The organism is Pseudaeromonas sp. HNCC25DJ182 (assembly GCF_055413365.1).
The window spans coordinates 1-735 of the sequence record NZ_JBVAYG010000036.1 but is presented as its reverse complement, the minus strand read 5'-3'; the positions used below and the strand labels follow the sequence as shown (position 1 = coordinate 735).

The 735-nt window shown below is 47.6% G+C and carries 6 tRNA genes; all 6 read left to right on the top strand.

Features of this window, described 5'->3' with window-relative positions:
* Positions 1 to 3: 3 nt before the first annotated feature.
* The 6 genes from ACZYUB_RS16635 (at position 4) to ACZYUB_RS16610 (ending at position 658) form a co-directional block, all read left to right on the top strand.
* Positions 4 to 79, top strand: a tRNA-Val gene (locus ACZYUB_RS16635).
* 11 nt (positions 80 to 90) lie between these two features.
* Positions 91 to 166: transfer RNA gene (locus ACZYUB_RS16630), tRNA-Lys, on the top strand.
* A gap of 83 nt (positions 167 to 249) precedes the next feature.
* A tRNA-Val gene (locus ACZYUB_RS16625) sits at positions 250 to 325 on the top strand.
* A gap of 10 nt (positions 326 to 335) precedes the next feature.
* A tRNA-Lys gene (locus tag ACZYUB_RS16620) sits at positions 336 to 411 on the top strand.
* A gap of 84 nt (positions 412 to 495) precedes the next feature.
* Positions 496 to 571: transfer RNA gene (locus ACZYUB_RS16615), tRNA-Val, on the top strand.
* Between the two features lie 11 nt (positions 572 to 582).
* Positions 583 to 658 (top strand) — tRNA-Lys (locus ACZYUB_RS16610).
* Positions 659 to 735: the final 77 nt, after the last annotated feature.

Here is a 735-nt window from a genome sequence, read left to right as displayed (position 1 = left end):
CCAGGTCGCTTAGCTCAGCTGGGAGAGCACCTCCCTTACAAGGAGGGGGTCACTGGTTCGATCCCAGTAGCGACCACCAAGTTTTAAAATGGGTTGTTAGCTCAGTTGGTAGAGCAGTTGACTCTTAATCAATTGGTCGAAGGTTCGAGCCCTTCACAACCCACCAGTTTAGTGTTTTAGCAAAAACACTGTGTTGTGCAACATGAGTTCGAAGTTCGAACTATTTATACAACGCACTAGATAGTCCCAGGTCGCTTAGCTCAGCTGGGAGAGCACCTCCCTTACAAGGAGGGGGTCACTGGTTCGATCCCAGTAGCGACCACCAAGTTTCAAATGGGTTGTTAGCTCAGTTGGTAGAGCAGTTGACTCTTAATCAATTGGTCGAAGGTTCGAGCCCTTCACAACCCACCAGCTTTGTAGCGTTGTCGAAAACGCGGTGTTGTTAACAATGTGTTCGAGATTCGAATCATTTAGACAACCCACTAGATAATCCCAGGTCGCTTAGCTCAGCTGGGAGAGCACCTCCCTTACAAGGAGGGGGTCATTGGTTCGATCCCAATAGCGACCACCAAGTTTTAAAATGGGTTGTTAGCTCAGTTGGTAGAGCAGTTGACTCTTAATCAATTGGTCGAAGGTTCGAGCCCTTCACAACCCACCAGTTTAGTGTTTTTTAGCAAAAACACTGTGTTGTGCAACGTGAGTTCGAAGTCAGAGCCATTTACACAACGCACTAGA